At 62.0% G+C, this 21,041-nt stretch carries 28 protein-coding genes and 2 pseudogenes; 14 read left to right on the top strand and 16 right to left on the bottom strand.

Annotated elements, in window-relative coordinates; all coding sequences use genetic code 11:
* Positions 1-77 precede the first annotated feature (77 nt).
* A complete protein-coding gene (locus tag SE91_RS08020; protein WP_061847186.1) occupies positions 78-1,001 on the top strand; it encodes an NAD(P)-dependent oxidoreductase in 924 nt (307 codons plus the stop codon).
* Between the two features lie 6 nt (positions 1,002-1,007).
* On the opposite strand, the gene SE91_RS08015 is transcribed toward SE91_RS08020, so the two are convergent.
* From SE91_RS08015 to SE91_RS38135, 6 genes and pseudogenes are all read right to left on the bottom strand, one after another.
* Entirely contained in the window at positions 1,008-1,571 is a 564-nt protein-coding gene (locus SE91_RS08015) for a flavin reductase family protein (RefSeq protein WP_061847185.1), read from the bottom strand.
* 9 nt (positions 1,572-1,580) lie between these two features.
* Positions 1,581-2,810, bottom strand: a complete 1,230-nt coding sequence (locus SE91_RS08010; protein WP_061847184.1) for an acyl-CoA dehydrogenase family protein — start codon at positions 2,808-2,810, stop codon at positions 1,581-1,583.
* A gap of 146 nt (positions 2,811-2,956) precedes the next feature.
* Positions 2,957-4,222, bottom strand: coding sequence for a CaiB/BaiF CoA transferase family protein (locus SE91_RS08005; RefSeq protein WP_061847183.1), 1,266 nt, complete (start codon positions 4,220-4,222; stop codon positions 2,957-2,959).
* A 243-nt stretch (positions 4,223-4,465) separates the two neighbouring features.
* Complete coding sequence (locus SE91_RS08000; RefSeq protein WP_061847182.1) at positions 4,466-4,894, bottom strand: GNAT family N-acetyltransferase; 429 nt, start codon at positions 4,892-4,894, stop codon at positions 4,466-4,468.
* Positions 4,895-4,936: 42 nt separating this feature from the next.
* Positions 4,937-5,236, bottom strand: a complete 300-nt coding sequence (locus SE91_RS07995) for a hypothetical protein (RefSeq protein ID WP_060737835.1) — start codon at positions 5,234-5,236, stop codon at positions 4,937-4,939.
* Positions 5,233-5,427: pseudogene (locus tag SE91_RS38135) on the bottom strand (hypothetical protein); the annotation flags it as partial. The pseudogene SE91_RS38135 and the gene SE91_RS07995, both read right to left, overlap by 4 nt.
* A gap of 421 nt (positions 5,428-5,848) precedes the next feature.
* Here SE91_RS38135 and SE91_RS07985 point away from each other — a divergent pair.
* From SE91_RS07985 to SE91_RS07975, 3 genes are all read left to right on the top strand, one after another.
* Complete coding sequence (locus SE91_RS07985) at positions 5,849-6,067, top strand: hypothetical protein (RefSeq protein WP_061847181.1); 219 nt, start codon at positions 5,849-5,851, stop codon at positions 6,065-6,067.
* A gap of 63 nt (positions 6,068-6,130) precedes the next feature.
* A complete protein-coding gene (locus tag SE91_RS07980; RefSeq protein WP_061847180.1) occupies positions 6,131-6,475 on the top strand; it encodes a response regulator in 345 nt (114 codons plus the stop codon).
* A gap of 247 nt (positions 6,476-6,722) precedes the next feature.
* Positions 6,723-8,255: an FAD-dependent monooxygenase gene (locus tag SE91_RS07975; RefSeq protein ID WP_061847179.1), complete on the top strand. Its 1,533-nt coding sequence runs from the start codon at positions 6,723-6,725 to the stop codon at positions 8,253-8,255.
* A gap of 26 nt (positions 8,256-8,281) precedes the next feature.
* Here SE91_RS07975 and SE91_RS07970 read toward each other — a convergent pair whose 3' ends face one another.
* The 4 genes from SE91_RS07970 to SE91_RS07955 form a co-directional block, all read right to left on the bottom strand.
* Entirely contained in the window at positions 8,282-10,252 is a 1,971-nt protein-coding gene (locus tag SE91_RS07970) for a hybrid sensor histidine kinase/response regulator (RefSeq protein WP_061847178.1), read from the bottom strand.
* A 772-nt stretch (positions 10,253-11,024) separates the two neighbouring features.
* Positions 11,025-11,468: a hypothetical protein gene (locus SE91_RS37525; RefSeq protein ID WP_063921291.1), complete on the bottom strand. Its 444-nt coding sequence runs from the start codon at positions 11,466-11,468 to the stop codon at positions 11,025-11,027.
* A gap of 870 nt (positions 11,469-12,338) precedes the next feature.
* The gene (locus tag SE91_RS07960; protein WP_061847177.1) at positions 12,339-12,698 is read right to left on the bottom strand and encodes a hypothetical protein; all 360 of its coding nucleotides are present in this window, start codon (positions 12,696-12,698) and stop codon (positions 12,339-12,341) included.
* 343 nt (positions 12,699-13,041) lie between these two features.
* Positions 13,042-13,230, bottom strand: a complete 189-nt coding sequence (locus tag SE91_RS07955) for a DUF3606 domain-containing protein (protein WP_061847176.1) — start codon at positions 13,228-13,230, stop codon at positions 13,042-13,044.
* 134 nt (positions 13,231-13,364) lie between these two features.
* Here SE91_RS07955 and ligD point away from each other — a divergent pair, with 134 nt between their 5' ends.
* The 3 genes from ligD (at position 13,365) to SE91_RS07940 (ending at position 15,921) form a co-directional block, all read left to right on the top strand.
* Complete coding sequence (gene ligD, locus SE91_RS07950; RefSeq protein ID WP_061851040.1) at positions 13,365-14,288, top strand: non-homologous end-joining DNA ligase; 924 nt, start codon at positions 13,365-13,367, stop codon at positions 14,286-14,288.
* 541 nt (positions 14,289-14,829) lie between these two features.
* Positions 14,830-15,243, top strand: a complete 414-nt coding sequence (locus SE91_RS07945) for a hypothetical protein (RefSeq protein ID WP_061847175.1) — start codon at positions 14,830-14,832, stop codon at positions 15,241-15,243.
* Positions 15,244-15,258: 15 nt separating this feature from the next.
* On the top strand, positions 15,259-15,921 hold the full coding sequence (locus tag SE91_RS07940; RefSeq protein WP_061847174.1) for an SOS response-associated peptidase: 663 nt from the start codon (positions 15,259-15,261) through the stop codon (positions 15,919-15,921).
* Here SE91_RS07940 and SE91_RS07935 read toward each other — a convergent pair.
* Entirely contained in the window at positions 15,918-16,406 is a 489-nt protein-coding gene (locus SE91_RS07935; RefSeq protein ID WP_061847173.1) for a DUF417 family protein, read from the bottom strand. The two genes, SE91_RS07940 and SE91_RS07935, sit on opposite strands and share 4 nt — an antisense overlap.
* A gap of 183 nt (positions 16,407-16,589) precedes the next feature.
* Between SE91_RS07935 and SE91_RS07930 the strand changes: the two genes are divergently transcribed.
* A complete protein-coding gene (locus SE91_RS07930) occupies positions 16,590-16,787 on the top strand; it encodes a hypothetical protein (protein WP_061847172.1) in 198 nt (65 codons plus the stop codon).
* On the opposite strand, the gene SE91_RS07925 is transcribed toward SE91_RS07930, so the two are convergent.
* A complete protein-coding gene (locus SE91_RS07925) occupies positions 16,759-16,956 on the bottom strand; it encodes a hypothetical protein (protein ID WP_061847171.1) in 198 nt (65 codons plus the stop codon). The genes SE91_RS07930 and SE91_RS07925 overlap by 29 nt on opposite strands.
* A gap of 342 nt (positions 16,957-17,298) precedes the next feature.
* On the opposite strand from SE91_RS07925, the gene SE91_RS07920 reads away from it, so the two are divergent.
* Positions 17,299-17,499, top strand: a complete 201-nt coding sequence (locus tag SE91_RS07920) for a hypothetical protein (RefSeq protein ID WP_061847170.1) — start codon at positions 17,299-17,301, stop codon at positions 17,497-17,499.
* Positions 17,496-17,702, top strand: a complete 207-nt coding sequence (locus tag SE91_RS07915; protein WP_061847169.1) for a hypothetical protein — start codon at positions 17,496-17,498, stop codon at positions 17,700-17,702. Before SE91_RS07920 ends, SE91_RS07915 begins: the two co-directional genes overlap by 4 nt.
* On the opposite strand, the gene SE91_RS07910 is transcribed toward SE91_RS07915, so the two are convergent.
* Together SE91_RS07910 and SE91_RS07905 are read right to left on the bottom strand one after the other, a co-directional pair.
* Positions 17,696-17,965, bottom strand: coding sequence for a DUF6894 family protein (locus SE91_RS07910; RefSeq protein WP_061851039.1), 270 nt, complete (start codon positions 17,963-17,965; stop codon positions 17,696-17,698). The two genes, SE91_RS07915 and SE91_RS07910, sit on opposite strands and share 7 nt — an antisense overlap.
* A 126-nt stretch (positions 17,966-18,091) precedes the next feature.
* Positions 18,092-18,340 carry a hypothetical protein gene (locus SE91_RS07905; RefSeq protein ID WP_061851038.1) on the bottom strand — a complete coding sequence of 83 codons (249 nt, stop codon included), beginning with the start codon at positions 18,338-18,340 and terminating at the stop codon, positions 18,092-18,094.
* A 333-nt stretch (positions 18,341-18,673) separates the two neighbouring features.
* On the opposite strand from SE91_RS07905, the gene SE91_RS07900 reads away from it, so the two are divergent.
* The gene (locus SE91_RS07900) at positions 18,674-19,444 is read left to right on the top strand and encodes an EAL domain-containing protein (protein ID WP_061847168.1); all 771 of its coding nucleotides are present in this window, start codon (positions 18,674-18,676) and stop codon (positions 19,442-19,444) included.
* A gap of 34 nt (positions 19,445-19,478) precedes the next feature.
* On the opposite strand, the gene SE91_RS07895 is transcribed toward SE91_RS07900, so the two are convergent.
* Both SE91_RS07895 and SE91_RS07890 read right to left on the bottom strand, forming a co-directional pair.
* Positions 19,479-19,670 carry a Myb-like DNA-binding domain-containing protein gene (locus SE91_RS07895; protein ID WP_061847167.1) on the bottom strand — a complete coding sequence of 64 codons (192 nt, stop codon included), beginning with the start codon at positions 19,668-19,670 and terminating at the stop codon, positions 19,479-19,481.
* A gap of 135 nt (positions 19,671-19,805) precedes the next feature.
* Positions 19,806-20,033, bottom strand: coding sequence for a hypothetical protein (locus SE91_RS07890; RefSeq protein ID WP_008555679.1), 228 nt, complete (start codon positions 20,031-20,033; stop codon positions 19,806-19,808).
* 129 nt (positions 20,034-20,162) lie between these two features.
* Here SE91_RS07890 and SE91_RS34865 point away from each other — a divergent pair, with 129 nt between their 5' ends.
* The 3 genes and pseudogenes from SE91_RS34865 to SE91_RS07880 all read left to right on the top strand — a co-directional run.
* A complete protein-coding gene (locus SE91_RS34865; RefSeq protein WP_063921345.1) occupies positions 20,163-20,363 on the top strand; it encodes a hypothetical protein in 201 nt (66 codons plus the stop codon).
* Positions 20,364-20,483: 120 nt separating this feature from the next.
* The gene (locus tag SE91_RS07885) at positions 20,484-20,810 is read left to right on the top strand and encodes a hypothetical protein (protein WP_008555682.1); all 327 of its coding nucleotides are present in this window, start codon (positions 20,484-20,486) and stop codon (positions 20,808-20,810) included.
* Between the two features lie 19 nt (positions 20,811-20,829).
* A pseudogene (locus SE91_RS07880) lies at positions 20,830-21,041 on the top strand (hypothetical protein); the annotation flags it as partial.

Raw genomic sequence — 21,041 nt, 5'->3', positions numbered from 1 at the left:
GGTTTCGCCAAGCGATGCACCATGTAAGGTAAGGGAACGGTGGCGCTGCGTTGCGCCGCGACAGCAGGAGACAACCTATGGCTGATGCGAGCAAGACGAACCCGCAAGTTGCTGCGAAGCTCGGCTATCTCGGCCTCGGGCTCATGGGGACGCCCATGTCCCGCCGCCTCCTCAAGGCCGGCCATCAGGTCACTGTCTGGAACCGCTCGCAGGGTAAGATGGCCCCGCTCGTCGAGGCCGGCGCAATTGCCGCCGCTACACCCCGCGACGTGATGGCGGGCTCGGACATCGTCTTCATGTGCGTGACGGACGCCGCCGCCGTCGAAGAGGTGATCTTCGGGCGTGAGGGCCTTTCATCAGCTCCCGGTGCCGGCAAGCTCGTCGTGGACTTCTCGTCGATCCATCCCGACGCTGCCCGCGACCTTGCAACACGACTGAAAGATGCAAACCGCGCAGGCTGGATCGATGCGCCCGTGTCCGGAGGCACGAAGGGAGCCGAAGAAGGCACACTCGCGATCATGGCCGGCGGAGAAGCGGCCGACATCGAGAGGGTGCGGCCCTATGTGCTGTCCATGGCACGCAGGTTCACTCACATGGGCCCGACCGGCGCCGGCCAGACCACGAAGCTGTGCAATCAGGTGATCGTCGGATGCGCAATGGCCGTTCTTGCGGAAGCAACACGCCTTGCCGTGAACGCGGGGATTGACGCCAACCGGTTGCCCGAAGCGCTCGCTGGCGGCTTTGCCGATTCCATCCCGCTCCAGCTCTTCGTGCCGCGCATGGTTCAGGGCATTCATAGCCCGCCGCTCGGCCACATCGCCACGATGCTCAAAGACCTCGATACAGTCGCCGATGTCGCTCAGGCGAAATCGACACCGGTGCCGATGGCTTCGCTTGCGGGACAACTTTTCAGGCTGGCGAAGGCGGCGCGAGGCGCGGAGGCCGACGCGCTGGAGATCTACAAGCTGTCAGCGGGTGTCAAGCCGTCCGAAGCGACCTGAGCCGCATTAGGGGATTTTTTTGCGCTCGTCGTCGGCCAGAAAGCGGCCGAACGTCCCGCGTGCGAACAGCAGCGGCTCCTTCGCACTGTACGTATAAGCCTCGACCGCGCCGAGAAAGATCACGTGATCGCCACCATAGTAGCGATTGACCGAGCGGCACTGAAAATTGGCGACGCTGTCGGCGAGCACCGGCGCGCCGCCAAGCCCCGGCGTCCAATCGACGCCGGTGAATTTGTCATCGGACGATTTGGCGAACTTGTTCGCAAGCGCCTGCTGAGAAGCGCCGAGCACGTTGACCGTGAAATGGCTGGCGTTCTGGAACACGGTCAGGCTCGAGGAATAGACGACGAGGCTCCACAGAACCAGCGGAGGATTCAGGGAGACCGATGCGAACGAGTTGCAGGTCAGGCCGTAGGGCTTTCCGTCAGCAGCCGCGGCCGTGATGATTGTCACGCCGGTCCCATAGGTGCCGAGCGCGTTGCGAAAATCGCGGGGATCGATCGACGAGCTGTCGCTCGCGAGTTCGTTGGCTGGATCGGGAGCGGCCGGCTGCTTCGGCAGGTCATTCATCGGCCGGCCTCACAGCGTTAGATTCTCGGACGGCAGGCCCAGTGCCACGCGTCCATAGTTGGTCCCGGCCGCATCAAAGTTGAACGCCAGATGCGAGTTGATCGCATGCGCATCACGGAATTGCCGCTGCAGCACGCCCGTCGTGAACAGGCCACGTGCTCCGCTCGCGGCAAACAGCATGGAGACCGCCTCGGTGCACAGATTCACCGAAAAGGCGCCATCGCGCCGATATCTGGTCTTGGTCGCCATGTCAGCGTTATGACCGCGTCGCGCATTTGCCATGGCATCCAGACATGCCGAGCGCATGATCAGGCGCGCCGCGTCGATCTTCGCCGAGGCCTCCGCGATCTTGATCTGCGTGCTTTGAAAATCGCTCAGCTTGGCCCGGTTGTAGGTTGAAATGCGATGACGTGCGACCTCCGCATAGTCGTCAAGACATGCCTGCGCATTTCCGAGCGCAACGCCGGAGAGAACGTAAGGAAACAGCGAAAAGACAGGGAGTGCATACAGCGGATTTGGATTGACCTTGCTGCCCGGCGTCGGGCCCCCGGCGAGATCGCCGACAGCAACCGTCATATGGTTGGCAACGAAGGCATCCCTGACCTCCACGTCGCAAGACCCGGTCCCGCGCAGTCCCGCGACGTTCCAGGTGTCGAGCACCTTGTAATCGTCCTTCGGCAGCAGAAAGATCCGATACTCGATGCCGTCGGCTTCGTCGTCGGAGTAGACGACGCTTGCCAGCATGTTCCATTCGCAGGAAGCAACGCCCGAGGAGAACGGCCAGCTGCCATGCAGCCGATACCCGCCCTCGACCCTTGTGGCGCGACCAGCCGGAAAAATGAATGAGGATGCGATCAACGCGTCCGGATCCCGGCCCCAGACCAGATCCTGCGCCTTCGGCTCGAACATGCCGAGCATCCAATGATGGCTCGCCAGATTGGCGAGATTCCAGGCGACCGACGCGTCCGCCTGCCCGAGCAGGTCCGCGCAATCGATCAACGAGACGTAGTCGAGCTCCGCGCCGCCGATCCGGCTCGGCTGGAGCATCCGGAACAGGCCAGTATCGTGAAGCTCCCTTTCGGTCTCCGGCGGAAGGTGCCGCAGCTCCTCCGTCCGCGCCGCCCGCTCCCGCAGTCGCGGCAGGAGCGCCCGTGCCTTGGCCATTATGCTCGCATAGGCGAACTCGCCGGCTTGCGGCCCGGCAGGCTCGCTGATGCTCGGCTCTCGACCAGGCGCCATTGGTGTCCCTCGTTTTGGCACATTTATGCGGCCGGACCACCGCCAAATCAAGCCGATGCAAGATCAAGGGGAAGCAATGGCCTTGCGGAGACTGCCTGAAGGCAAGCCGAGGGAGACGATGCCTCCACTTCTTTGGGCGTTTGTGCTCAAGCCGGCGTCGCCTTGCCTGTCCCAAAGACTCCCTTTTCGGTGAGCTCAGTGATCCGAAGCTGATCATAACCGAGCACGTCATGGAGGACGGCTTTGGTATGCTCGCCCAGCAGAGGAGCTGCAACAGGATCGATCGCGCCGGTCAGACTCATTGCGATCGGCGGCTCGATGTTGGGCACCCACTCCGCTGTCGGATGCGGTATGCGGTTCAGCCGATGGCGCTCGCGCGCCTCGGGCGCATTGAACCCTTCCTCGACGGTCCGGAGATATCCGACCGGGATATTGGCCTGCTTCATCTTCGCCATCCAGTTCTCGAGCGTATCGCCGGCAAAGACTTCCGCGATGGCTGCCCGCAAGAGCTCCTTGTTCTCCGAGCGCGCTTTGCGTGTGGCGAACTGTGGATCGTTAATGAGGTCGGGCCGGTTCAGCACCTCGACGACCAAGCGGCGATAAAGCCGGTCGTTGGCGCAGGCCATGTAGAGCGGCCCATCGGAGGCCTCATACACCCCGACGGTCGGAGATCCGCTCGGCGAATTGCCGAACCGGCCGGGATTCTCGCCATTGATCAGATAGGCCATGCCGTAGAAGCCGGTCATTCCCATGGCAATGTCGAACAGCGCGACCTCGACATGCTGCCCACGGCCGAGCCGGTCCCGCGCCAGCAGCGCCAGCAGGATGGCGTTGCAGGCAGACATTCCCGTTGCCATATCGACGATCGGCGGGCCGGTGCGAACGGCCGGGCCGTCGGCAAACCCGTTGAGCGACATGAAGCCGCTTTCCGCTTGTGTGATCGGATCAAAGCCCGGACGCGAAGCAAACGGCCCGGTGCGTCCGTAGGCGGAGATCGAGCAATAGACCAGCCGCGGGTTAAGCGGCGCGACAGCTTCGTAGTCGAGGCCGAATTTCTTCATGACCCCGCTGGAAAAATTCTCGACGACGACATCCGCCTTGCGGATAAGGTCGAGCGCAATCGCGCGAGCCTCCGGCACAGCAAGGTCGAGCGCTATCCCGCGCTTGTTGCGGTTCAGGCCGAGGTAAGCGGCGCTTTCGCCGCCGATTTCGGCGTGCTCATATGCACGCGTGTCGTCGCCACCGTCGGGATTCTCGATCTTGATGACATGCGCGCCGAAATCGGCAAGCGTCTGTGTGCAGGCTGGGCCGGCCACCACACGCGTGAAATCGACGACCAGCAAGCCGTCGAGCGCAGTCGGAGCTGCCGTCGCACGCGGTGAACGTTCCGGCAATTGAGGCTTAGTGGACATCGATAGCGCTCCGTTACATCGGCTTGTGGCCGCCGAATTTCCTGCAGAAGCAAACTTAAAGCCCGACGCCGCTGACTTCGCAAGTGCTTCGCCCGCATGGCCGCAAACGCAAAAAAGGCCCGGCAGCCTATCAGGCTGCCGGGCCGGTAGATGCTCAGCGCGTGCGGAGGCCACGCGCGTCTTGCGTAGCCCTTCTCGTTTGAGGAAGTCACGTTCCGCGCCGCAGGAACAGGCCCGCGATGCTCAGCGTAGCCGCTTTCGCCAATACAGCGTGTGCGACCAGGCCCAGGGTGCCTCGGGCTCGTAGAGCCGATAACCCGCCTCGATGAAATTGTTCGCAGATGCCGGATTGTCCGTCGTATCGGAGACGATGCTATTCCACCCCAGACGCCGCCCTTGCGCCTCGATCGCCCGCATCAATCTGAGTTGAAGCCCCCGTCCTCGATGCCGCTGCAAAACCCCGACCCGACAAAAATACCCACTGTTTCGCGCATGCGTCGACGGCACGACGCCGGCGAAGGCGACCGGATCATCATCGTGATAGGCGAGCCACCACGTACCCAAACCGAACTGCGGCATGGCGGCCCCATTGAAGAATGTCAGCCGATGCAGATCGCCTAGGATCTCGGCAGTCTCGTCATCGTCCGCATCGACGGTACGAATTCTGTACATGGAAATAGCCTGGTGGGGGATCTTGGGTCGGGCCGTCGAGACTCACTTGCCCAGCACGACTTTGACACCGAGCCAGACCGCTCCCATCAGACCGGTCGCAATCACCGTGATGACGGCCTTGAAGGTGTAGCTCTGCGCCTGCTCCACGCTTTTTCGCCAGCGCCGCAGGTGCTGAAAATCAGCTCGGAGCTCCTTCCGGTCGTCATCTTCAATTCCAAAAGAAGCCAGCACCGACGCCACCGCCTTCAGCACGATTGCATCGATGCTTTCCTGCTGGAGCCTGTGCTGCTCGGCCAGTGTCTCAGCAACGATCGCCCTGATTTCGTCATTCACGATCTTCACCGCTTGATGATCCTTGCAACGTTTTCGAAGCCGCGCTTGGCGAAGTAAAAGGAGACCACGAGATTGGCGGTAATCGCCGCAAATCCCGCCAGAGCGTCCGTCGAGCCGAAGCCGAGAACCTTGTCCCAGACCAGGAGCTTTGCGAAATAGAGCGCCACGCAGTAGCCCATCAATTTGTCCGGCTCGTAGATGCGAGCGAAATCAGGTAAGCGGTCATCATTCCTCCCAAAGAAGAAAATGCGCGGCAGATCGCGGCGATGAGGCGCGATCGTTTCGGGCGCGAACCCTATCTCCGTGGCTCCGGAGACCGCAGCGGCGCGGGCAAAGCCCCAGCGCCGCGGGCCGGCACCTTCGCGCGTGCACGGCCAGCAAATGGTTCGGACGGCGGCACGCCGATCGGCGCTCCCTGAACGCGTATCAAGCAAAGTGCGTGGCCGTGATGCGTGGGCCGCCGTCCAATTCTGCAATAAAGAACGAAAAAACCCGCGGCGGATGTCGTCCGCGCGGGTGAACCAAACTCGTCTCGATGATGTCATTATGCCGGTGTTTTGCCCGACGTGTCAAACGAACCTGCGGGTCTCGCGAGAGTTAGTCGATCAGGAGGATCAACGCATGTCCAGGACGACGTCACGACAGGCATCGCGCAACCGGGCCGGAGCCGGCCCGCCGCGCGGCGATCACAAGCCGCACATCGACAAGGCGCGCGAGATGCACGAGACGATCGTCGAAGATTCCGGCGAGACCGAGGACAGAGGTCGCGATCTCTCGCAGGGCGAAGGCGGCGCCATCGACCTTCCCGCCGAGCCGGGCGATTTGTCGAAGGACGATTAGGCTTGAAGGAACCACCCTGGCGAGCGGCGCGTTAATTCCTTCGCTGGAAGGAACCTTCGTGAGATGAGCCACACTGTCCTGGTTGTCGACGACGACCCCGCCGTCCTCGACGTGGTCGTGGACATGCTGGAGGAACTCGGCTGCGAGGTGCTCAGCGCGCAAGGAGGCGCGGATGCCCTCGACCGGCTCGAGCACAACGAAAAGATTTCCATCCTCATCACCGACATCAACATGCCCGGCATGGACGGTCATGAACTGGCCGAGCGGGCGCGGCGCGTCCGTCCGGAGCTGAAGGTGCTGCAGCTGTCGGGCCGCGAGCCGCGGCGCGGCGGCCTGCCGATGATCCGCAAGCCGTTCTCGTTCGAGGAGCTCGCCGACATCATGCACCGAACCACCGGCATCTGCTGAACACAGCGCAAGAGAACAACGCCCCAGAACAGAAAAACCCGCAGCGGATAGCGTCCGCGCGGGCTGAACCAAACTCTTTCGATGATGCCATTATGCCGGTGTTTTGCCCGACGTGTCAACGCGGCGAACGCGGAAGAAGGCGCCCTTCCTCCCAGCTTGATATGTAGTGCGCAAGGGGCTTGCTTCAAGCCCCCGTTCCTGCCGTAGAAGCCGTGACCCAGCCAACGACATCGAAGGGGGTCACGACATGCCAATATTGCTTCCAAGGTCGCGTTCGAACCACGAGGCGCATCGCGACGGCGCGAACGCCGCGGCGAGCGCCGATCATGCCGTCCTCATCGCCGGCGGCGGTCCCACCGGATTGATGCTGGCCGCCGAGCTCGCGCTCGCCAAGGTCGACGTCGCGGTGATCGAGCGGCGCACCAGCCAGGCGCTGGTCGAGACCCGCGCCGGCGGCTTGCACGCCCGCACCATCGAGATCCTCGACCAGCGCGGCATCGCCGATCGCTTCCTGCGCGAGGGCCAGATCACCCAGCTCGCGGGCTTTGCCTGGACCAGGCTCGACATCAGCGATCTCCCCACGCGCCATCCCTACGGGCTCGCGCTGCGGCAGGCCCACATCGAGCGCATCCTGGCCGATTGGGCCGCCGAGCTCGCCGTGCCGGTCTATCGCGACGCCGAGGTGACGGGCTTCGCGCAAGACGAGACCGGCGTCGACGTCACGCTCTCCGGCAACAAGGTGCTGCGCGCAAACTATCTCGTCGGCTGCGACGGCGGCCGCAGCGTGGTGCGCAAGGCCGCCGGCATCGACTTCGCCGGCTTCGCGCCGACGCTGAGCAATCTCATGGCCGAGGTCGAGATGCGCGAGCAGCCCGAGTTCGGCCTGCGTCACGACTCGCTCGGCTTTCACGGTCTGAGCAAGACCGAGAGCGGCCGCGTGCTGGTCGTCGTGACCGAGGCCACGCTCGATCGCAAAGGCGAGCCCGGCTTGCACGACCTCAGCGAAGCCCTCCATGCCGTCTACGGCACCGATTTCGGCGTGCACAGCCCCGCCTGGATCTCGCGCTTCACCGATGCGGCACGGCAGGCCACCTCATATCGCAAGGGCCGCGTGCTGCTCGCCGGCGATGCCGCGCATATCCATCACTCCGTCGCCGGACAGGGCCTCAACCTCGGTGTGCAGGACGCCGTCAATCTCGGCTGGAAGCTGGCGCAGGTGGTGCGCGGCATCTCGCCGGACAGCCTGCTCGAGAGCTATCATGCCGAGCGCCATCCCGTCGCCGCGCGGGTCTTGAAGACCACCATGGCGCAGATTGCCCTGCTCCGCCGCGGCGACGACGGCCTCAAGGCCGCGCGCGAGACCGTCGCCGAGCTGCTCGGCCTGGACGCGGCCCGCCGGCGCTATGGCGCGATGATGAGCGGGCTCGACATCGCCTATGATCTCGGCGAAGGCCACCCTTTGCTCGGCCGCCGCATGCCCGATCTCGATCTCGTCGTTGCGGGCGAGACGCGAAACCTGTTCACGCTGCTGCACGGCGCGCGCGGCGTGCTGCTCAATTTCGGCGAGCGCGTCAGAGTCGAGGCAGCACCCTGGGCCGATCGCATCGCCGTCGTCGATGCCGACTATCACGGTCCATGGCAGTTGCCGGCGATCGGCGAGGTCCCAGCGCCCGGCGCGGTGCTGGTGCGGCCCGACGGCCATGTGGGCTGGGTGGGAGACGGGGGTGAGCGCGGATTGGAGGAGGCGCTGAGGCGGTGGTTTGGGCCGTGCAAATCCTAAAGCGTGTCTCGTATGATGTGGCGCCGCTATTCAACAACCTTACGATCCAGCATCTCTCGTACGCGGAGGGCCAATTTTGCCAGGGAGATGGGCTTTTCCAGCAAGTCCACTCCCTCTTCCAGCCGACCCTGGTGGACCACTGCGTTACGCGAGTATCCGGTCATATACAGGATCTTGAGTCCGGGGCGGATCTGCTGGGCGCGTCTTCCAAGCTCGCGTCCATTGATCCCCGGCATCACCACATCGGTAAGGAGAAGATCGATCCCGGGCGTGTCCTGCAGCAGAGTGGTGAGCGCGGCCTGGGCACTGGGCGCGGAAATGACGCGGTAGTTGAGGTCTTTCAAGGCGTCCGTCACGTAGGCCCGGAGGTCTGCATCATCTTCCACAACGAGAATAGTTTCCAACTTCTCGGCTTCGGGCACTATTTCATCGGCTTCGGTTTCAGTCGGAACACTGCTCCCGTAGTAGCGAGGAAAGTACATTCTGATGCTGGTGCCCTGGCCGACCTCGCTGTAAATCTTGACGTGACCACCCGATTGCTTGACAAAGCCATAGACTTGGCTGAGCCCAAGTCCCGTTCCTTGTCCGGGCTCCTTTGTCGTGAAAAAGGGTTCGAACGCGTGCTCTAAAACGTCGCTCGACATGCCGGTGCCGGTGTCAGTCACGCACACCACCACATATTGCCCAGGCGATAGCTCCGGATTAATTCGAGAATAGTCATCATCGGCAGAAACGTTCACCGCTTCTACTGTCAGCTTGCCACCACTGGGCATTGCATCGCGCGCATTGATGCAGAGGTTGATGATCGCCGATTCCAGATGATTTGTATCCGCCTCGATCTGCCAAAGGCCCGCGCTCCCCACAGTCTGCACCTCGATACCTTCCCCGAGCGTGCGCTGCAGAAAGTCCTGCAAGCCGGTCAGAAAGGTATTGAGATTGATTGGTTTGGGATCGAGCGCCTGTCGTCTTGAGAAGGCCAGCAAACGACTGGTCAGTGCCGCAGCCCTTTGTGCACCTCGCTTCGCGTTTGTGAGCGCGCGTTGGATGTTAACGCTGCCTGCAAGATGGCGACTATGCCGCTCCGCCGTTTCGATGTTGCCAAGCACGATCATGAGAAGGTTGTTGAAGTCGTGCGCGATGCCGCCGCTCAATTGGCCGACTGCTTCGAGTTTCTGGGATGCTGCCAATTGTTCTTGGACGGCGCGCAACTCGTCCTGCGCTTTTTTGCGCTCGGTCAGATCACGGGTAACCTTCGCAAAACCAATGAGGTTGCCCGCTTCGTCCGAGATACGATCTATTATAACGGAGGCCCAAAAACGAGTGCCGTCCTTACGCATTCGCCAGCCCTCAGCCTCGAAGCGACCAGTCTCGGCGGCTTGTGCGAGAGCCTGTTTTGGTATTCCAAGCTCAAGATCCTCCGGCGTGTAGAACTGACTGAAGTGACGCCCGATGATCTCGGATGGAGCATAGCCTTTGATCCGCTCCGCGCCGGGATTCCAGGTGCTCACATTACCCGATGGGTCGAGCTGGAAAATCGCATAGTCAACGACCGCTTCGACGAGACGGCGATAGCGGCGCTCACTCTCCAAGAGATTGAGCTGAGCCTGATGGCGTTCGGTGATGTCCCGCGTGACCTTTGCGAAGCCGATCAGTTCGCCCGTTTCATCGCGGATAGTGTCGATCACGACAAGGGCCCAGAACCTGGTGCCGTCCTTGCGTACTCGCCACCCTTCGGAATGGAAACGGCCGGCTTCGCGTGCAGCAGCTAATGCAGCTTGCGGCGCTTCTTTTTGCCGTTCTTCAGGCGTATAGAAGGTCGAGAAAGGCTTTCCGATGATCTCATCAGCAGAATAGCCCTTGAGCCTTTCCGCACCCGCGTTCCACGTCTGAACGCGGCCTTCATTGTCCAGCATGAAGATAGCGTAATCGACAATAGCATTTACCAGCAGCTCGAACCGGCGCGCATCCCCGACGCGTTCAAATGATGATTGGCTCATTTTTCCTGAGGCGACAGGTAGCAGGCGTATCAAAACACCAAGTTTAGCAGTTTGTTCCCTACCTTATTACCAAGAGGTCTCAACCGTGCCGTTATGGCATGCGAGAGCTAGTGTTTTACAGAGGGCTCAAGGCGGATCGGCTCAAACCGGGCGAGCTTGGTTGCACCATCCCAGAGCTCCACCGCATGCCCATCGACGAGTTGCCGAGCCCTATCCTTCGCTGCTGATTCGTTAGGGACTTCAAGGTCGACTCGCCGCTGTATGTGCCCATCAGCGTCGATGATGTAAGCCCGAAAGGTCGGCACAATCCCGCCCCAAACTGCTACTTTCCCAAGGTTGAACGAGTTTAGAGCTGATCTAAAATCCGAGTCAATTCGTCGGACGGTTCGCGGGGTTAAAAAAGCCTTGGCCCTTCAAGCGTTGGTTCACTTCCTTCAAGGAAGTGCATAGAAGCAGCATCCAAGTCTGCAATGGGTCAAAAGCGGCGCTGCCGGTCGGTCTGAAAATTTTTTGCCGGCGGACCGTGAACCCTCCGAGCCTAAAGAAAGCCCGCGGCCCGCCACGGGCCTTTGTCTTCAAGTATTCCTTACTCGGGTCAACACCCGATAATCTTGTCGTCTGTCCGGAGCCGCTGGGACCGCTTTGGACGGCGCTTTCACGGGCGCAGCGCTCTCGGGCTTATATGCAAGCGCCTCGGCGATCCATCGCGGCCATTGAGGTTTGGTCTCCGGTTTAGCACGCGCTTGAAGCAGCAGCTTCTGCAGGATGTCGCTCATGCCTGCTCCTGCGATTGCAGCCAAAGCTCTTCGTGAGAGGCATCGCTGTCGCGCACCGCGCCGAGGCTGCCAAGGACGCTGATTGATGCGAGCTGCACGCTCTCCTCGATCTGCGCCTCCATCGCCACGTTGTCGCCGGGATGCACGATGACCCGCTCGATACGGTGAACGAACTGGATCGGCTTGTCGTCTTCGCTCGCAATCGGCTGCAACGGCTTGCCCCATCCCCGATCGAGGATGGCGTTCGCCGCCAAAACACGGGCATGGGCGGGAGCTTCCTTGTCGCGCATGATCTGCACGAGCGTTTTTATCGCGACATTCGTATGCGTTCGCGCCAGTGATTTGATCTCGGTCAGCGTCCGCTGCTTGAGAGCGCGACGTGCGGCCGCCCTGGCGAGAGCATTTTGGGATAGAAGACTGTGTTGCACCACTTCATTCATCTGAAAAATCCGTCTGAAAAGTTACAAGGTTCTGATCGAGACGCAAAAAACCCGCGGCGGACAACTCCGGCGCGGGCGCAAAACACATTCGTCTCGATGATGCTATTTTGCCGGTGTTTTGCCCGACGTGTCAAATCGGCAGTGACCCTACAGCCCAGCATCACAGCAACCTAACGATGCGGAGGGCGGCGAATGTGTCAGCGCAGCTCACTCATTTTGAGCCATTCGTCTTTAGTTCCGGACATTGAAGCAAAATAAAACTCTCGCTTCCTTCAGGGAAATCATCCCATACCTCTCATCGCGACGTTCACCTGCCGCGGATAGAGGCTTGTTTTATGACTGAGCGCCAACGTCCCAAGCAAACGCAGACCTTGGAAGAGCGCTTGGCGCTTGAGGCTGCACGCCTCCGCGAACAGGCCCAGGCGGCTCCGCCGGGTATCGAGCGCGAGCATTTGCTTCGTCGCGCGCGGCAGTGCGAAACAGGCTCGCACATGAGCGAGTGGCTCCGCTCGCCGGGCCTTCAGCCTCCTGACTGATGGATTCCCATGCATCACTCAGGGCGGTCTGACGAGGTTGAACCAGAAAAAGCCGAGCGCTTCAGGGCGGCAAGCCGGCTTCTGCGAGGCATACTTCTCCGAACTCACGATCGGGCGGCTGCAGCGGAGGATCTCTTTCGAAAGGAAGCTCCTCTCGACCCCCCGGCGGCTTAAACGGCAGTCTTGAAATCCCTTACCAGATTAGGAAGTCGTGCGAGCATGCTGGAGATGGTACTCTTGATGACAATGGGTGGCAGCGTCCTTGTCGGGACCATGGTCGGCCTGTTTGAGCTCCGCACGTTCTTGAACCGACGGCGCCTTAAGCGCCAATGACCTAGGCCGCGCCGCGTAGCGGAAGCATCAGTTGTTGAGTGAAGGGTCGTGTAGCGTTGGCTTCGATGAAGGCCTGCAACGCGGGTGTGATCTCCGCATCACCGGCAACGACATCCGCCAAATCATCTGCGATCTCGCTTGTGGCGTCCCGAGCATAGCCCTCGATGGCGTTGAAAATTACGATCCGCACCGGATAAGAATACTGACCAGAGAGCATGTGGCGGATGATCGTCTCGCGGTCCGTGTCTTGCTCGTCGGTCTCGCGCCATGCGCAGCCGGCACGCGCGCCGAAGTCCTCAAGCACCAGGTAGATGTCCCGGTCGAGGCGGTCGGTGGGGACGATCGAGGGCGATGAACGCATACGCTTACTCCGAAACTGGACGCTGCGGAGAGACGGCCCCGGCTCGCAGGGGATAAGCGGGGATAAGGCCGGGGCCGCTCCGCCAGCTTGGCGGCGAGCCAGCGCCGACTCAAGTCCACTGCAATAGTGGCAGTTCCAGACCTTCGGAGATTCTTGAAGAGCGTTGGCGCGACCAACACTAGAAAGGGGCTACCTCGCGATAGCCCCTTGCCGGTTGAAATGAATGTTCGGGATCAAATGCCAGCCCCGGCCTGCGTAGTTCTACCTAGACGGCAACAAATGTGGAGTCCGGATAAGTGCGGTGTCCAACAGGAGAACACTTAGCGTCTTGAGCGTGCCGGAATCAGCGCCGCTTCAGCTTGCTCTCGACCTTCTTCCGGCTGCTGCCGACCTTCTTGACCGCCTTCTTCACGGCCGAAGCCGAGCGGCGGGTCTTCTTCGCCTCGTAGTTCACCTCATAGTCCTGCCCGCCCGCAACGCGCGCGCGATCCTGCTTGCGACCGCGAGCGGTCTGCTTCTTCGCCTTAGCCATATTGCACCTCCATGCGCTGCGAAAACGCGAGAGGATTCAGTTGGTTCCTTCGGCGCCTCCCCTTCGCGGTCGGGCCGGAACGAATCCTCGGACAAAGATTCGAATCAAAAGAGTTTGTTGCGTGGAGTTGTTTGGTGGCGTCGCAGCGTCAGCGGAAGTCCCCGGCGATTGGCGTCAAGGCGCCCTTCCCGGACTTTATCGGGCCGGCCTTGGCATCCTCCGTCCCCCGGGTGCCGTCCGGAGAGCGGTGGGTTCACGAGATCAAGTTCGACGGCTATCGCGTTCAGGTCCATTTGGCCAATGAGGCCGTGACCGTCTTCACCCGCCGCGGCCACGACTGGACGAAGCGCTTCAAGAAGGTCGCTGAGGACGCGTGGCACATCAAGGCGGGCGCGGCGATCATTGACGGGGAAGTCGTTGTCCCGGCTGCCGATGGCACGACAGACTTTTCGGTGCTTCAGAACGAGTTGAAGGGCACCTCCGATAAGATCGTGCTCGTGGCTTTCGACCTGCTCTATCTCAACGGCCGCGATATGCGCAGCTTGCCTCTATTCCTGCGCAAGGCGGAATTGAAGAAGATCATCGCAGGTAGCGACGTGCAGATCAGCGAGAGCTTCGAGATCGACGGGCGCGAGATGTTTGCCCATGCCTGCAAGGTCGGGCTTGAGGGCGTCGTCTCCAAGGTTCGTGACAGCGTCTACAGCAGTGGCCGCGGCAACAATTGGGTCAAGACAACCTGCGCCCAGCGGGAGACCCTTACCATTGCAGGCTTCGCACTCGACGAAGGCAAATGGGACGGCGTCTATCTCGGCCGCCGCAAGGGCGACGATCTGATCTACGCCGGCAAGGTGGACCACGGGTTCGACAAGACATCAGCCGCCGAACTGCGGAAGCGCCTGGAGCCGCTTCGGCGCAGGACGCAGCCCTACGCAAAGCGGATCGCGCATAAGGGCATATGGGTCGAGCCGAAGCTGCTTGCTGAGATCGAGTACCGCGCCAAGTCGGCAGAGGGAAAGGTGCGGCATCCATTTTTCAAAGGATTGCGGGAGGATCTGTGAGAAAGCCATTTGTGTATTCGCCATCCCACGACCTACGCGACGGCGAGCCATGGGATGCAGAAGACATTCGCGACCTAACTGCCGTGCTCAATCGCGGCGGCTCCATTCGGGATGCCGCAAGCCTTCTTTGTAGAGGAGGCTCTATCGACGACGTGGCGCGCAAAGCGAAAGAGCTTGGCCTTGAGTCGCGTCGCGACCGCCTAGCCTACTCCAACCTTTTGAGGAGCGCTACGGACGATGATGCTCGTCTACTGTGCCCGCGATTGTAACACCGAGGTTGAGACAGAGGTCAGAGACCTCGGTTGCGGCGCCGGAGAAATCCAGTGTCTCGAATGCGGCGGCGACGGCAACTGGGGCAAGTTTGCACCAGAAATTGTTGGGCCAGATTGCGCGTGCGTTGATTGCAAAGGAACAGGCCGGCAGTTGGTGAGCATCTGACTCGTTCTTTTTCCACAGCCACGACCGGCAGTAGCCAGACTCCCTTACCGCCCACAAGTAATCGATAATTTGCCAACACAGTTGGCTCGTGTCTTCTGATCCGATGTCCACGAAATCGCGGCAATATCTCTATGGCACTCAGATCAAGATGTCGGCTGAGCGCGCCGCGTCCGCTCGCAAGGAAGCCGACAAGCTGGCCTGCGAAGCGTGGAACTACCGCATGCTCGGTTACAAGGGTCCCGCGCAGCCATCACCGACGATCGGTGATGCGATCAATGCCGGATACATATATTTGGAGGTGCGTTGCCATGGCTGCGACACCAACCAAACTGTGGCACTCGAGATCATACGACGCGCAAAGACGACGCCGGTGCACGAACTCAAACGCTATATGCGCTGCAAGGACTGTTCACAGGTCCGCGGCTACCCGTATAAGCGCAGTTCGCTGGTGGCGCTGAGGCTGACAAAGATTTCAACCAGCCATCCGCCTTCGACCTGGTGGCCGGGCGAGCGGTAAGGGACAATCGTTTTCATGTGCAATCTTTATTCGATCACGACCAATCAGGCCGCCATCGCCGAACTCTTCCGCATTGTCCGTCGCTACGAAGGCAATTTGCCGCCAATGCCCGGCGTTTTTCCGGATTACCCTGCCCCCGTCATTCGCGAGGCAGGCGGCGGCGAACGCGAGTTGGTGATGATGCGCTGGGGCATGCCACCGCCGCCCCGCACCGGCGGCCCGCCGGTGACGAACATCCGCAACACCTCATCGCCCCATTGGCGGGCTTGGCTCAAGCCCGAGCACCGCTGCCTCGTGCCCGCCAACAGCTTCGCTGAGTACGCGCCCGAGCCGAACCCGGAGACGAAGAAGAAGGATGTCGTTTGGTTTGCGGTCGCCAAAGAGCGGCCGCTGTTTGCGTTCGCTGGCATCTGGACCACGTTCAATGGTGATCGCGGCACGAAGTCGAAGCCCGTTCCGGGACCACATCAAGTTTATGGGTTCCTCACGACGAACCCGAATGCGGTCGTTGAACCGATCCATCCGAAAGCAATGCCGGTGCTCCTCACAACGGCCGAGGAATGGGACGTGTGGCTGCGGGCTCCCTGGGATGAAGCCAAGGCGCTTCAGCGGCCGCTTCCCGATGACTCCTTGATAATCGCCGCCAGAGGAACTGAGAAGGAAGACGTGATTGCCTAGGAGTGGTTTCCCCTCCCCACCATCCCCCGCACCGACGCCAGCAGCAGCACCACGCACACCGCCAGCAGCACGATGTCCTTGAACAGGAACTCGCCGGCGAGCGTCCACGCCATCGGGTCAGCCGAGAGGCTCCATGTCACGACGCCGGGCGTGGTGAAGAAGAACGAGAAGGTGACGAAGAAGGTGACGACGCCCATGAAGGCACCGAGCGCGGAGAGCAGCGGCGAGAAGGCGCCGGCGATCAGCAGCGCGGCGATGGCGAATTCGGTGACGCCGAGAAAATAAGCCTCGCCGCGCAGGCCGAACACCTGCAGCCAGGAGATGAATGGGCTGTTCGCGATGAACTGCGCGATGCCCTGCGCCGATTGCGGCGTGAATTTCTGCATGCCGAACGAGACGAAGATGATCACCATGACCCAGCGCAGGATGGCGAGCGGGCGATAGGATCCGTGGCCGGCTTCGGCGATGTTGAACTCTGCTTTCATGGACGTGGTCTTCCCCTTGCGCTCCCCGCCTTGGTCGCGGGTTGCCGGTGATACGGCGCGCCCGTCCGGCCCGTTACGCCCGCCCGCCTCACGCGAGGGTCACAGTTTTGTGGGCGGCAAGGCAGCGGCTGTCACGCAGGAACAAGCGGCAAGACGCCGAGTTGGAGCGGAATGCCGGGAGCAATGACCGATCCCCTGCTGGCACGCGCCGATGCCGCGCTGCAGGAAGCCCAAAGGCTTCGCCTCGAGCTGATGCGTCAGCGCGCGATCGCCGAGGCGATGTGCGCCCATGTCACCCAGACCCGCACGCTGCAGACCGGCCTGAATCCGCCGGTCGCGATCGCGCTGACGGTCAACGCTCCCCGTCCGGCTCGGAGCTAAGCGCTTCGGGGAAAGGCTCGTGGGTCTTGCGGCCCAAAAACGTGTCCGGCACCGGCTGCTTCAGGATCTCACAGGATCGCGCGATGAGCGCGCGCACAAAGGTGTTCTGCCGCGCGATGGCGGCGATCTCGTCATGAATGTTGCGAAGGCGCGTGTTGCCGCCCGGCATGGCCGTGCTCCCTTGCTTTTGCAGGCGGGAGCGCGCTCGGTCTCTCAGCCACCGACGCCTACGGGCAGATCCTCGGCCGGTGATGACTGTAAACTACCACAAGCTGCCATTGTTCAAAGCGAATGTTCAAAAGTGAACTTTGACCCCGGTTACTCAAATGAGTAAGTCGCTCAAGGCGCTGTATTCGCTTCCGAAAATAAGTGTTCGCGGACTATCATTTGATAGCGACTCTCTGCTTGCGGAGTCGTAGAGTTGATTCATCACCGCAAGGCCCGTGGCATGAGATCGGTGATGAGAACGCCAGTTGCGCTCCCGCCCTCACGCGAACAAGGGAGATGCGCCATGCTGAAGCGGCGTCGTATCAAACACACCAAGACTCTCGCCGAGCGTCTCGCGGACGAAGCTGCGCGCTGCCGCGAGGAAGCCCGCGCGCTGTCGCCCGGGCGCCGCCGCGAGATGCTGCTGCGCCGGGCGCGGCAGGACGAGACCGCCATGCAGATCGACGCCTGGCTGCAGTCGCCGGGCCTGAGGGCTCCCACATGACTCAGCAATACCGTGCCTATCTCGTCGGCGAGAATGGCGTCTTCCGTTCCGCAGAAGCGTTCGAGGCGGCGTCCGACGCCACCGCCCTCACCTTCGCGCGGCAGTTCACGCGCCACGGCAAGGTCGAGGTCTGGCAGCTCGGCCGCAAGATCGCAGTGCTGGAGCCCGAGCAAGCGCCGCGGGGCTCGTTGATGCGTCAATGATCGCGCCCGTGCGATCGCGTCTTGTAGTTCTCTATCGCAAAAGAAAACTGCACGTGCATCACGGGGCCGTCCTCGTCGCGCACGTCGATCGCAAAGCTCTGCTTGCCGTCGGCCGGTGAGGCGGAGATCACGGCGTCGCGCGCCATGTCGGCGACGGACTTGGCGGCCTCGGCCTGAACGGCGCGCAGGCTCGCCAATTCCAGTCCTTCCTCGTCGAACGCTGTACCCTTGTCGTCCCGCAAGTCGAAAAAGTATCGGGTCATTGTCGCAAGTCCTTTGCCCATTTAGGCGCGGCGCGGGCAAAGGTTTCTAGCAAGACGAAAAAATTAGCATGTGTTAAAAAGTGAACGGAGCATCGAAGCTGCCGGCGAAGCCGCCGGCTCCAAGCCTCACACCTCTGCCAGCTTGCGCGCGATATAGGCGTCGATCGTCTCCGCAAAGGAGCGCTGCACGCCAACGGCGGCGACGTGCTGGTCGCGCGCATCGAGCTGGAGCACGCACAGCCCGCGCCCGCGCGCGGCCGCCGGCGTCACCGCGAGATATTGCTCGATGGCATTTTCGGCGAGCGGAATTCCCTGGGGATCCCCCCTCGCAATCAGGAGCCGCAGCAGGCTCACACAATCGGCCAGGCCCGGCATGTCATCCTGCCTCATCCGCGCGGGGATTTCGGCTTCGGCCTCCGCACCGGCTGGGTATGGGTGCCGAACAGGGCCAGCAGCAACGCGACTTCTTCCTTCGAACCGATCTGGATCATGATGTCTCTCCTTTTCGCTTCGTTGGTCGGGCGCCGCGGCCGGGGAGTTCGAGACAATCGGGTTTCAGCAGTGTTTCAGCCGTGTTTCGTGCGAGGGCTTATGTGCACAATTGGACGCTCGCGCACTGACCGCTGAGGGCCGGCCCAGCGGGCTGCGCCGCTTCGCTCTTCCTTAACCCCGATGCCGCTACCTTCCCGCCTTCAGGCAAGGGAGCTGGTGGCCATGGCGTGCAAGGGATGCGGGGACGGCACGGAGCTGCCGTTCAAGTTCAAGATGGCGTTCCAGCCGATCGTCGACGTCGCCGAGCACCGTGTCTGGGGCTACGAGGCGCTGGTGCGCGGGCCGGAGGGCGAAAGTGCACACAGCGTGCTGAGCCAGCTCACTGACGAGCAGCTCTACCGCTTCGATCAGGATGCCCGGGTGATGGCGATCGAGACCGCCGGCCAGCTGTTCGATGATCCGCATACGCGCCTCTCCATCAACTTCATGCCGAACGCGGTTTACGAGCCGCGCGCCTGCATCCAGAAGTCGCTTCAGGCGGCGAGCCGCGCGCGCTTTCCGGCCTCGAACCTGATGTTCGAGTTCACCGAGAACGAGCGGATGAGCGATCCCAAGCATGTCGAGAACATCATCCGAACCTACAAGGCGCTCGGGTTCTGGACCGCGCTCGACGATTTCGGCGCCGGCTATGCCGGCCTCAGCCTGCTGGCGCGGCTGCAGCCCAACCTGATCAAGATCGACATGGAGCTCTTGCGCGACATCCATCTCAGCCAGCCCAAGCAGGTGATCGTGTCCGCCCTTGCCGGAATTGCCCGCGAGCTGGACATCACCCTGCTCGCCGAGGGCGTCGAGAGCGAGGCCGAGCTCACCACGCTGCGCGCCGCCGGCATCCGCCTGTTCCAGGGTTATTATTTCGCAAAGCCCGGCTTCATGTCGCTGCCTGCGGTGCGGGGTCTTGAGAAGATCGACCTGCCCCTGGCGGTGTGAGGAACGCGACCGCTGCGGTCTCTCGCGCTGACGCTCACCTCTTGCGCTTCGATGTGACGAGGCGCAGCGCGATGCCGTGCTGCCAGGCCCGCACCCGCACCGCCGCTTCGCTGCGATTGAGGGCGAGCGCGATCTCGTCGGGCCGCCGGCCGGCTTCGGCCATGGCCTTCAACTGCTCATGCTCCTCCGCTGTCCACTTCTTCAGCAACGGATAGCGTGATTGCATGATCGGAGCTGTTTTCCGCGTTCAAAGCAGGACAATCGGCCGCCGGACCTGAAGTTCCAAAACGCGCAAAGCAAGGCCCGCGACGGATCGCTCCGCGCGGGCCTGCGCAGTCGATCGCTTGCGCGATCGCCCTCCTCAGTTCGACGTGCAGACCTTGACGGTCTTCATGCCGGCTTCGGCTTCCGAGCGCGTCTTGTACACGGTGTCACCGCTGACGACGGTGGTTTCCGTGGTGGTCGGCTTGGCTTCGGTGATGGTGCACTTCTTGGTCTTGACGTCCTGCACCACGTAGAACGATTGCGCGAATGCGGGGGCCGCGAACGACGTCAGCACGGCGGCCGCAATGATCGTCTTGATATTCATTTTGTCTTCCTCCTCCAGCAGCCCGGTGTGCGGGCGTGTCATCTACAAACGACAAAAATTGCCACTTGTTCCCGATCGCTCCCGAACCAACGCCGTGGCCCGGCGTTGGTGCGCAAACAGGAGGTATCGATGCTGGATCTGCGGGTAGTCACGACGTCTACGGCCATGCTGATTGCGATGATGGCGGTCGCGCTGGCCGAGCCGGTCAAGGACAAGGCGCCCGTCGCAGGGCAAAGCGCCACGGAAGCCCGCCCCATCCGCGTCGTCCTTCCCGCGCCCTGGGAGCCCGCAACGCGCAGCCAGGGCGAGATGACGAACGCCTCGAAGTGACACGGCGCCGCTGCACCTTGTGGCGGTCCGAAACGCCGCACCGAACAACCGGGAAACATTAGCAACCTTTTCGACCGTCGCTTGTTGTCGCCCGCACAATCACTTGCAGGAGACAACAAGATGAAACGTTCAACTCTGCTGGCCGCAACCTTGCTGCTGCTGGCTTCGGTGCCCGCAGGCGCCCAGTCGCAGCCGGCGCAAAGCGGACCGCAAAACAACGCGGTCAACAGCTCCGACCAGAACAACTCCAACAAGCCCGTTGCCGGCCGCAACAGCTTCACCGAAGGACAGGCGAAGTCGCGGATCGAGGACGCCGGCTACACCAACGTGTCCGGCCTGCAGAAGGACAATGAAGGCGTCTGGCGCGGCAAGGCCGACAAGGCCGGCACGAAGACCGACGTCAGCGTCGACTTCCAGGGCAACGTGAACCCGGCAGGCAAGAAGTAAGAATCAAGGAGCACATCACATGACCACCACCATCTCTCGCCTGTACGACAATTATTCCGACGCCGAGACGGCCGTGGCGCGGCTCGAGGCCGCCGGCGTGCCGCACTCGGACATCAGCCTCGTCGCCAACAATTCGGACAATTGGTACTCCTCATCGCGCGGCAGCGCCGGCGGCAAGGTCGACCGTGACCGCGACGGCACCGACGATCGCGCCGAGGGCGCGGGCGATGG

Origin of the sequence: Bradyrhizobium sp. DOA1 (assembly GCF_001593325.1) — a bacterium.
Taxonomy (GTDB): Bacteria; Pseudomonadota; Alphaproteobacteria; order Rhizobiales; family Xanthobacteraceae; genus Bradyrhizobium.
This window is presented reverse-complemented; position numbering and strand designations above follow the sequence as displayed.

What these genes read in the sequence shown, in the direction of transcription:
- SE91_RS08020 (WP_061847186.1), top strand. Translation starts at nt 78, where the DNA reads ATGGCTGATGCGAGCAAGACGAACCCGCAAGTTGCTGCGAAGCTCGGC.
- SE91_RS08015 (WP_061847185.1), bottom strand. Translation starts at nt 1,571, where the DNA reads ATGAATGACCTGCCGAAGCAGCCGGCCGCTCCCGATCCAGCCAACGAA.
- SE91_RS08010 (WP_061847184.1), bottom strand. Translation starts at nt 2,810, where the DNA reads ATGGCGCCTGGTCGAGAGCCGAGCATCAGCGAGCCTGCCGGGCCGCAA.
- SE91_RS08005 (WP_061847183.1), bottom strand. Translation starts at nt 4,222, where the DNA reads ATGTCCACTAAGCCTCAATTGCCGGAACGTTCACCGCGTGCGACGGCA.
- SE91_RS08000 (WP_061847182.1), bottom strand. Translation starts at nt 4,894, where the DNA reads ATGTACAGAATTCGTACCGTCGATGCGGACGATGACGAGACTGCCGAG.
- SE91_RS07985 (WP_061847181.1), top strand. Translation starts at nt 5,849, where the DNA reads ATGTCCAGGACGACGTCACGACAGGCATCGCGCAACCGGGCCGGAGCC.
- SE91_RS07980 (WP_061847180.1), top strand. Translation starts at nt 6,131, where the DNA reads ATGAGCCACACTGTCCTGGTTGTCGACGACGACCCCGCCGTCCTCGAC.
- SE91_RS07975 (WP_061847179.1), top strand. Translation starts at nt 6,723, where the DNA reads ATGCCAATATTGCTTCCAAGGTCGCGTTCGAACCACGAGGCGCATCGC.
- SE91_RS07970 (WP_061847178.1), bottom strand. Translation starts at nt 10,252, where the DNA reads ATGAGCCAATCATCATTTGAACGCGTCGGGGATGCGCGCCGGTTCGAG.
- SE91_RS37525 (WP_063921291.1), bottom strand. Translation starts at nt 11,468, where the DNA reads ATGAATGAAGTGGTGCAACACAGTCTTCTATCCCAAAATGCTCTCGCC.
- SE91_RS07960 (WP_061847177.1), bottom strand. Translation starts at nt 12,698, where the DNA reads ATGCGTTCATCGCCCTCGATCGTCCCCACCGACCGCCTCGACCGGGAC.
- SE91_RS07955 (WP_061847176.1), bottom strand. Translation starts at nt 13,230, where the DNA reads ATGGCTAAGGCGAAGAAGCAGACCGCTCGCGGTCGCAAGCAGGATCGC.
- SE91_RS07945 (WP_061847175.1), top strand. Translation starts at nt 14,830, where the DNA reads ATGTCCACGAAATCGCGGCAATATCTCTATGGCACTCAGATCAAGATG.
- SE91_RS07940 (WP_061847174.1), top strand. Translation starts at nt 15,259, where the DNA reads ATGTGCAATCTTTATTCGATCACGACCAATCAGGCCGCCATCGCCGAA.
- SE91_RS07935 (WP_061847173.1), bottom strand. Translation starts at nt 16,406, where the DNA reads ATGAAAGCAGAGTTCAACATCGCCGAAGCCGGCCACGGATCCTATCGC.
- SE91_RS07930 (WP_061847172.1), top strand. Translation starts at nt 16,590, where the DNA reads ATGACCGATCCCCTGCTGGCACGCGCCGATGCCGCGCTGCAGGAAGCC.
- SE91_RS07925 (WP_061847171.1), bottom strand. Translation starts at nt 16,956, where the DNA reads ATGCCGGGCGGCAACACGCGCCTTCGCAACATTCATGACGAGATCGCC.
- SE91_RS07920 (WP_061847170.1), top strand. Translation starts at nt 17,299, where the DNA reads ATGCTGAAGCGGCGTCGTATCAAACACACCAAGACTCTCGCCGAGCGT.
- SE91_RS07915 (WP_061847169.1), top strand. Translation starts at nt 17,496, where the DNA reads ATGACTCAGCAATACCGTGCCTATCTCGTCGGCGAGAATGGCGTCTTC.
- SE91_RS07910 (WP_061851039.1), bottom strand. Translation starts at nt 17,965, where the DNA reads ATGACCCGATACTTTTTCGACTTGCGGGACGACAAGGGTACAGCGTTC.
- SE91_RS07905 (WP_061851038.1), bottom strand. Translation starts at nt 18,340, where the DNA reads ATGCCGGGCCTGGCCGATTGTGTGAGCCTGCTGCGGCTCCTGATTGCG.
- SE91_RS07895 (WP_061847167.1), bottom strand. Translation starts at nt 19,670, where the DNA reads ATGCAATCACGCTATCCGTTGCTGAAGAAGTGGACAGCGGAGGAGCAT.
- SE91_RS07890 (WP_008555679.1), bottom strand. Translation starts at nt 20,033, where the DNA reads ATGAATATCAAGACGATCATTGCGGCCGCCGTGCTGACGTCGTTCGCG.
- SE91_RS34865 (WP_063921345.1), top strand. Translation starts at nt 20,163, where the DNA reads ATGCTGGATCTGCGGGTAGTCACGACGTCTACGGCCATGCTGATTGCG.
- SE91_RS07885 (WP_008555682.1), top strand. Translation starts at nt 20,484, where the DNA reads ATGAAACGTTCAACTCTGCTGGCCGCAACCTTGCTGCTGCTGGCTTCG.